The 7,678-nt window shown below is 76.3% G+C and carries 6 protein-coding genes and 1 riboswitch; of the genes, 5 read left to right on the top strand and 1 reads right to left on the bottom strand.

From position 1 onward, the window contains the following. Nucleotide 1: 1 nt before the first annotated feature. Nucleotides 2-1,492, top strand: a complete 1,491-nt coding sequence (crtI, locus tag ACI78U_RS14890) for a phytoene desaturase family protein (RefSeq protein ID WP_456876108.1) — start codon at nt 2-4, stop codon at nt 1,490-1,492. Continuing rightward, on the top strand, nt 1,489-2,418 hold the full coding sequence (locus ACI78U_RS14895) for a phytoene/squalene synthase family protein (protein ID WP_456876109.1): 930 nt from the start codon (nt 1,489-1,491) through the stop codon (nt 2,416-2,418). Before crtI ends, ACI78U_RS14895 begins: the two co-directional genes overlap by 4 nt. Nucleotides 2,419-2,496: 78 nt before the next feature. On the opposite strand, the gene ACI78U_RS14900 is transcribed toward ACI78U_RS14895, so the two are convergent. After that, the gene (locus ACI78U_RS14900) at nt 2,497-2,835 is read right to left on the bottom strand and encodes an Rv2175c family DNA-binding protein (RefSeq protein ID WP_456876110.1); all 339 of its coding nucleotides are present in this window, start codon (nt 2,833-2,835) and stop codon (nt 2,497-2,499) included. A 52-nt stretch (nt 2,836-2,887) separates the two neighbouring features. Continuing rightward, nucleotides 2,888-2,972: riboswitch (ZMP/ZTP riboswitch) on the top strand. 26 nt (nt 2,973-2,998) lie between these two features. On the opposite strand from ACI78U_RS14900, the gene ACI78U_RS14905 reads away from it, so the two are divergent. The 3 genes from ACI78U_RS14905 (at nt 2,999) to ACI78U_RS14915 (ending at nt 7,540) form a co-directional block, all read left to right on the top strand. Beyond that, nucleotides 2,999-4,456 (top strand): glycine hydroxymethyltransferase, encoded by a 1,458-nt coding sequence (locus tag ACI78U_RS14905; protein WP_456876111.1) that lies wholly within the window; start codon nt 2,999-3,001, stop codon nt 4,454-4,456. A 205-nt stretch (nt 4,457-4,661) separates the two neighbouring features. Continuing rightward, entirely contained in the window at nt 4,662-6,662 is a 2,001-nt protein-coding gene (gene pknB / locus ACI78U_RS14910; protein ID WP_456876112.1) for a Stk1 family PASTA domain-containing Ser/Thr kinase, read from the top strand. Beyond that, entirely contained in the window at nt 6,659-7,540 is an 882-nt protein-coding gene (locus ACI78U_RS14915) for a deoxyribonuclease IV (protein ID WP_456876113.1), read from the top strand. Before pknB ends, ACI78U_RS14915 begins: the two co-directional genes overlap by 4 nt. The last annotated feature ends 138 nt before the right edge of the window (nt 7,541-7,678 follow it).

The following is a 7,678-nucleotide window of genomic DNA, read 5'->3' on the forward strand; positions in this document are numbered from 1 at the left end:
CGTGCGCACCGTCCCCGGGGCGACCGACCGGGTCGTCGTGATCGGCGCGGGCCTGGCGGGCCTGGCCACGGCGCTGCGGCTGCGCGGCGCCGGCCGCGAGGTGACCGTCGTCGAGCGCGCCGACGGGCCCGGCGGCCGGGCCGGCGTCGTCGCCCGCGACGGCTACGTCCTCGACACCGGCCCGTCGGTCTTCACCGCACCCGAGCTGGTGGCCGACACGCTGGCCGCCGTCGGGGAGCGGCTGGAGGACCGGCTGACGCTGGTGCCGCTGGAGACCACCTACCGGGCGCAGTTCGCCGACGGCTCGCACCTGGACGTGCACGCCGACGTCGACGCGTTCGCCGCGGAGGTCGAGGCGCTGGCCGGCCCGGCCGAGGCCGCCGCGCTGCGCCGGTACCTCGCCGACCTCGCCGAGCTCTACCGGCTGCAGCTGACCACCTTCATCGACCGCAACCTCGACACCCCGCTGGACCTGCTCGGCCCGCAGCTGTGGGCGCTGGTCCGGCGCGGCGGGTTCGGCCGGCTGTCGGCGCACGTGGCCCGCTTCTTCGACGACGACCGGCTGCGGCGGCTGTTCAGCTTCCAGGCCCTCTACGCCGGGGTCTCGCCGTTCCGCGCCATCGCCGCCTACGCGGTCATCGCCCAGCTCGACATCGGCGCCGGCGTCTGGCACCCGGTGGGCGGGATCGGCGCGGTGCCACGGGCGATGGCCGCCGCGGCCGCGGACGCCGGCGTGGTGTTCCGGTACGGCGCGACCGTCGAGCAGCTCGAGGTCCGGGGCCGGCGGGTCACCGGGGTGTGCCTCGCGGGCGGTGAGCGGCTGCCCGCCGACGCCGTCGTCGTCACCGCCGACGTCCCGGAGCGGCTGGTGCCCGGCCTCTCCCGCCGCCGGCCGGTGTACTCGCCCTCCTGCGTCACCCTGCACCTCGGGGTGCGCGGCGAGCTGCCCGGCCAGGCGCACCACACCATCAGCTTCGGCGCCGCCTGGCGCGAGGTGTTCGACGAGCTGACCCGCGACGGCCGGCCGATGAGCGACCCCAGCCTGCTGGTGAGCATGCCCTCGGTCACCGACCGCTCGCTCGCCCCCGACGGCGGGCAGGTGCTCAGCGTGGTCGCGCCCGCGCCGAACCTGGACCCGCGCTCGGGCGGCAACCCCGGCATCGACTGGGACGCGCTGACCCCGCGCTACCGCGAGGAGCTGCTCGGCGTGCTCGAGGCCCGCGGCTGGACCGGACTGACCGACGCGATCGAGGTGGAGCACGTGGACACCCCGCTGACCTGGGCCCGGCAGGGCATGGCCGCCGGCACGCCGTTCGCCCTGGCCCACACCTTCGGGCAGACCGGCCCGTTCCGGACGCCCACGCTGCCCCGCCGCGGGCCGGAGAACGTGGTGCTGGCCGGCTCGTCGGTGCAGCCGGGCGTCGGCGTCCCGATGGTGGTCATCTCCGGCCGGCTGGCCGCCGAGCGGATCACCGGGCCGGTGCGGGCATGACCGCCACCGAGCGGCCGCTCACGCAGGCCGAGCGGCAGGCCCGGCTCGACGCCGCCTACCGGTACTGCGCGGCGGTCAACGCCGAGCACGGGAAGAGCTACCACCTGGCCACCCGGCTGCTCACCGCCGACCGCCGTCCGGCGATCCACGCGCTCTACGCCGCCGCGCGGACCGCCGACGACCTGGTCGACCACCCCGGCGCCGACCCCGAGGCCGACCTCGCCGACTGGTCACGGGCGCTGCTGGCCGAGCTGGAGGCCGGCTGGTCCGACGACCCGGTGCGCCTCGCCACGGTGCACACCTACCGCCGGTACGCCATCCCGGTCGAGCACCTCGTCGACTTCCTCGCCGCGATGACCAGCGACCTCACGGTCACCGGTTACGCCGACATCGCCGCGCTCGACCGGTACATGTGGGGCTCGGCGGCGGTGATCGGCCTGCAGGTGCTCCCCGTCCTGGGCACCGCGCCCGGCGTGACCCGCGAGGAGGCCGCCCCGCACGCCATCGCGCTGGGCGAGGCCTTCCAGCTGACCAACTTCCTGCGCGACGTCGCCGAGGACGCCGACCGCGGCCGGGTCTACCTGCCCGCCGACGTCATGGCCGCGCACGGCGTGACCCGCGAGCAGCTCGAGGGCAAGCGGTACGACGCCCGGTTCCGGGCGCTGATGCAGGAGATGGTCGCGATCGTGCGCCGCCGCTACGACGACGCCGCTCCCGGGACGCCGATGCTCGCGCCGGAGTCCCGCGACTGCGTGCGGGCGGCCACCGCGCTCTACGGCGGCATCCTCACCGAGATCGAGCGCGCCGACTACCGGGTGCTCGACCGGCGGGTGACCGTGTCCAAGCCGCGGCGGCTCGGCGTCTTCGCCCGCCGGCTCGCGAGCGCCCAGGCCGTGCGGCTCAGGACGCGGCGCCGCCAGGCATAGGAAGCTCTCCGCACGTATCGGTCGCCGATGCGTGCGGAGAGCTTCCTATGCCTCGTCCTTCAAAAGGTGCCTCGTCCCTCAGAAGGCCAGGGCCTGCGCGCGCCGGGTGACCTCGGTGTGCCGGTCGCCGCGGAGCGCCTCGACGGGCGTCCCCGGCAGCGACTCGTCGGCGCGGAAGAGCCACTCGAACACCTCGGCGTCGCTGTACCCGCCGTCGCGCAGGACGGTGATCAGCCCGGGCAGGTGCCGCAGCACCGCGCCGTCCTGCAGGAAGTCCGCGGGGATGCGGCTGTTGCCGCTGCCGGGCACGGCCAGCAGCTTGCCCTCCCGCACGAGCTGGCGGACCTTGTTGGGCGAGACCCCCAGGACGTCGGCCACCTCGGCCGGTGTCATCGTCTGCATCTGGTCGGACGGCACGGTCCGAGCCTAGGACGCAGCCCGGCCGCGGGGCCGTCGCGGGCTAGGATCGGCGGCGGGCCGTGACTGGCGCATCGAGGTGGGGCACCACCGGGGAGCGGCCTGCACCTCCCCCGCCGGGCGCCTGGGCAGAGCCGACCACCGACCGCGCAGGAGCCCTCCCATGACCGACGTGACCCCCGCCTTCGACGCCACCGCCGCCTCGACCGCCTACCGCAGCGCGCTGTCGGTCATCGCCGAGGTCGAGCCGCGGGTCGCCGACGCGATCGGCGCCGAGCTGGCCGACCAGCGCGCCTCGCTCAAGCTCATCGCCAGCGAGAACTACGCCTCGCCCGCGGTGCTGCTGACCATGGGCAACTGGCTGTCGGACAAGTACGCCGAGGGCACCGTCGGCCACCGCTTCTACGCCGGCTGCCAGAACGTCGACACCGTCGAGGCGCTGGCCGCCGAGCACGCCCGGGAGCTGTTCGGCGCCCCCTACGCCTACGTCCAGCCGCACTCGGGCATCGACGCCAACCTGGTCGCGTTCTGGGCGGTGCTGGCCCAGCGGATCGAGTCCCCGGCGCTCGAGCGGGCCGGCGTCCGGCACGTCAACGACCTCACCGACGAGGACTGGGCCACCCTGCGGCACGCCCTCGGCGACCAGCGGATGCTCGGCATGAGCCTGGACGCCGGCGGTCACCTCACCCACGGCTTCCGCCCGAACATCAGCGGCAAGATGTTCGCCCAGTCCTCCTACGGCACCGACCCCGCGACCGGACTGCTCGACTACGACGCCGTGGCCGCCCGGGCCCGCGAGTTCCGCCCGCTGATCCTCATGGCCGGCTACTCCGCCTACCCGCGCAAGGTCGACTTCGCCCGGATGCGCGAGATCGCCGACGAGGTGGGCGCGACGCTGGTCGTCGACATGTCGCACTTCGCCGGCCTGGTCGCCGGGAAGGTGTTCACCGGCGACTTCGACCCGGTGCCGCACGCCCACGTGGTCACCAGCACCAGCCACAAGTCGCTGCGCGGCCCGCGCGGCGGGTTCGTGCTGGCCCAGCCCGAGTACTCCGACTCGGTCGACCGCGGCTGCCCGATGGTGCTCGGCGGGCCGCTGCCGCACGTCATGGCCGCCAAGGCGGTCGCCTTCGCCGAGGCCCGCCGCCCGCAGTTCGCCGGCTACGCGCAGGCCGTCGTCGACAACGCCGTCGCCCTGGCCGAGGGCCTGTCCCGCCGCGGCGCCCGGCTGGTCACCGGCGGCACCGAGAACCACATCGTGCTGCTCGACGTGTCGACCTTCGGGCTCACCGGCCGCCAGGCCGAGTCCGCGCTGCTCGACGCCGGCATCGTCACCAACCGCAACGCGATCCCGGCCGACCCCAACGGCGCCTGGTACACCTCCGGCGTCCGGCTGGGCACCCCGGCGCTGACCACCCGCGGCTTCGGCGCCGCCGAGTTCGACCGCACCGCCGAGCTCGTCGTCGACGTGCTGTCCCACACCAGCCCGACGGCGACACGCGACGGCTCGCCCTCGAAGGCGAAGTACGCCGTCGACGCGGGCCTGGCCGACAAGACCCGCGCGGCCGCCGCCGAGCTGGTCGCCGCCCACCCGCTCTACCCCGGTCTGACGCTCGACTGAGGCGTCGACCCCGCCCGCCCGACGATCAGGTGACCTGATCGTCGGGCGTCCTCCCTCACGTCCCACCGTGAGGGAGGACGCCGCACGATCAGGGACCCTGATCCCCGCGGGCCCTGCCGTGACCGGTGTGACGGGAGGGTGCCCACCGGCACGGCGGTCCGCGTGTGCGGACGGCTTCCGCGGCGGTCGCTCCTAGACTCGTCGCGTGGACACCGCCGTGACCGACCCCGTGGTCGGCCTCGTCCTCGAGGGGCGCTACCGCCTCGAGGAGCGACTCGCGCGCGGCGGCATGTCCACCGTCTACGCCGCCACCGACCTGCGGCTGCACCGCACCGTCGCGGTCAAGGTCATGGCCGAGCACCTGGCGCACGACCCGACCTTCGTCGGCCGGTTCACCCGCGAGGCGCGCGCCGCGGCGATGCTCAGCCACCCCAACGTCGTCTCGGTCAGCGACCAGGGCAGCGACCAGGGCCTGGTGTTCCTCGTCATGGAGCTGGTCCGCGGCCGCACGCTGCGCGACCTGCTGCAGGCCCGCGGCCGGCTCACCGTGGCCGAGGCGTTCGCCGTCCTCGAGCCGGTGCTCGCCGGGCTGGCCGCGGCGCACCGCGCCGGGATCGTGCACCGCGACGTCAAGCCCGAGAACGTGCTCATCGGCCACGACGGCACGGTCAAGGTGGCCGACTTCGGCCTGGCCCGCGCGCTCACCGGCACCGGCCAGACCAGCCACACCGGCGGGGTGCTCATCGGCACCGTCGCCTACCTCTCCCCCGAGCAGCTCGAGCGCGGCCGCGCCGACGCCCGCAGCGACGTCTACGCCGCCGGGCTGGTGCTGTTCGAGATGCTCACCGGTCACCCGCCCTACGGCGGCGACACCCCGCTGGCGGTGGCCTACCAGCACGTGCACCACGACGTCCCGCTGCCCTCCTCGGAGGTGCCGGCGGTCCCGTGGCAGGTCGACGAGCTGGTCAAGCGCACCACCCGCCGCGAGCCGGCCGTCCGGCCGCTGGACGCCGGGTCGTTCCTCGCCGACCTCGAGGACGTGCGCACCGATCTGGGCCTGGCCCGCGTGCCGGTGCCCACGGGCCGCAGCTCGGCGGGCCCGGCCACCATCCGCCCGACCAACCGGCCTGCCCGGCGGCACCCGAGCGAGCCGGCGTCCGACGAGCCCGGCACCGAGGTGCTCGGCAGCGGCCGGTCCGGATCGACGGCGGGCGGGCGCGGCGGGCGCACCAGCATGCTGCCCGGCATGGGCGCCGGCCCCACCGCCGACGTCGGCGGCCGCCGTCCCGCGCCGGCGCTGCGGCCGGGTCTGGCGCCGCACCTGCGCCGCCGCCGGGCGCGGCTGGCGCTGGCCGTCGTGCTGCTCCTCGCCGTCACCGTCGGCGCGGTCGGCTGGTGGATGGGCTCGGGCCGCTGGACGCAGGTGCCCGAGATCGTGGGCAGCGACCGCGCGGCCGCCGTCGACCTGCTGCAGGGCGCCAACCTGGACCCGGTGTTCGCCGAGGACCAGTTCAGCGAGGACGTGCCCGAGGGCGTGGTCATCTCCGCCGACCCCGAGGGCGGCGAGGCCATCCGCGGCACCGACGTCGAGCTGGTCGTGTCCAAGGGTCCCGAGCGCTTCACCGTCGACCCCGCGCTGGTCGGCCAGCCGATCGAGACCGTCCGGGACCGGCTGCGGGGCGTCCCGATCGTCCTCACCGAGACCGAGGTGTACGACGAGGAGGTGCCGGCCGGCGCGGTCACCGGCTTCGACCCCGAGCCGGGCACCGACCTGCGCCGCGACCAGCCGGTCACGGTCTCGGTCAGCCTCGGCCGGGCGCCGGTCGGCGTGCCGAACGTGGTCGGCCAGGGCGCGGACGCCGCGCAGGCCAACCTGGAGGACCTCGGCTTCACCGTGGTGCGCACCGAGGGCCGCAGCGCCGACGTCGCCACCGACGCGGTCATGGCGGTGAGCCCGGCGCCGGGGCAGGAGGCCCCCTACGGCAGCGAGGTCACCATCCAGGTGTCGATCGGCGTCCCGCAGGTCACCGTCCCCGACGTGACCGGGCAGCGGGCGGCCGACGCCACCGCCGCGCTCGAGGCGGCGGGCCTGCAGGTCACCACGTCGACCTTCATCACCGGCGACCGGGTGTACCGGCAGAGCCCCGCCGGGGGCACCGTCGTCGACCAGGGCAGCGAGGTCAGCCTGCTGCTCAGCTTCGGGTGAGCGCGACCCCCGTCGGGGCGCACATCCAGGTGGCCGGGGGCCTGGCCACCGGCGGGCTGCGCTACACCGACGACGTCGGTGCGCAGGCGGTGCAGGTGTTCGTCGGCAATCCCCGCGGCTGGCGGCGCAGCGCCGGTGACCCCGCGCAGGACGCGGCCTTCGTCGCGGGGCTGGCCGAGCGCGGTGTGCCGGCGTTCGTGCACACGCCGTTCCTGGTCAACGTCGGCTCCCCGACCCCGGCCACCGTCGACCGCTCCGTCGAGGTGATCGCCGCCGACCTCGCCCGCGGCGTGCAGCTCGGCGCGCGCGGCGTCGTCGTGCACGCCGGGTCGGCCGTCGACGAGGACCGCTACGAGGCGGCGCTGCGGCAGCTGCGGGAGCGGCTGCTGCCGGTGCTCGACGCGCTCCCCGACGACGGCCCGCGGCTGCTGGTCGAGCCCACCGCGGGCGGCGGCCGGTCGCTGGCGGCCACCGTCGAGGACCTCGGCCCGTACCTCGCGGCGCTGGACATGCACCCGCGGGTCGGCGTCTGCCTGGACACCTGCCACGCGTGGGCCGCCGGCCACGACCTGGCAACCCCCGGTGGGACGACGGCGGTGCTCGACGCGCTGGAGGCCACCGTGGGCCCCGGCCGGCTGGGCCTGGTGCACGCCAACGACTCCCTCGACGAGTGCGGCTCCAAGCGCGACCGGCACACCACGATCGGCGAGGGCTCGATCGGGGTGGCCGCGTTCGCCGAGCTCATGACCCACCCGTCGATGGCCGGCGTGCCGGTGGTGGTCGAGACCCCCAGCGCCGACCGCGGCCATGCCCGCGACATCGCCCTGCTGCGCGCCCTGCGCGACGGCCGCGCCGTGCCCGAGGCCACCGCCGCCTGAGCCCGCGGGCCGCCCCTCCCGGGGGGGGGGGGGGGGGGGGGGGGGGGGGGGGGGGGGGGGGGGGGGGGGGGGGGGGGGGGGGGGGGGGGGGGGGGGGGGGGGGGGGGGGGGGGGGGGGGGGGGGGGGGGGGGGGGGGG

The sequence above is a fragment of the Geodermatophilus sp. SYSU D00710 genome, from assembly GCF_054050195.1.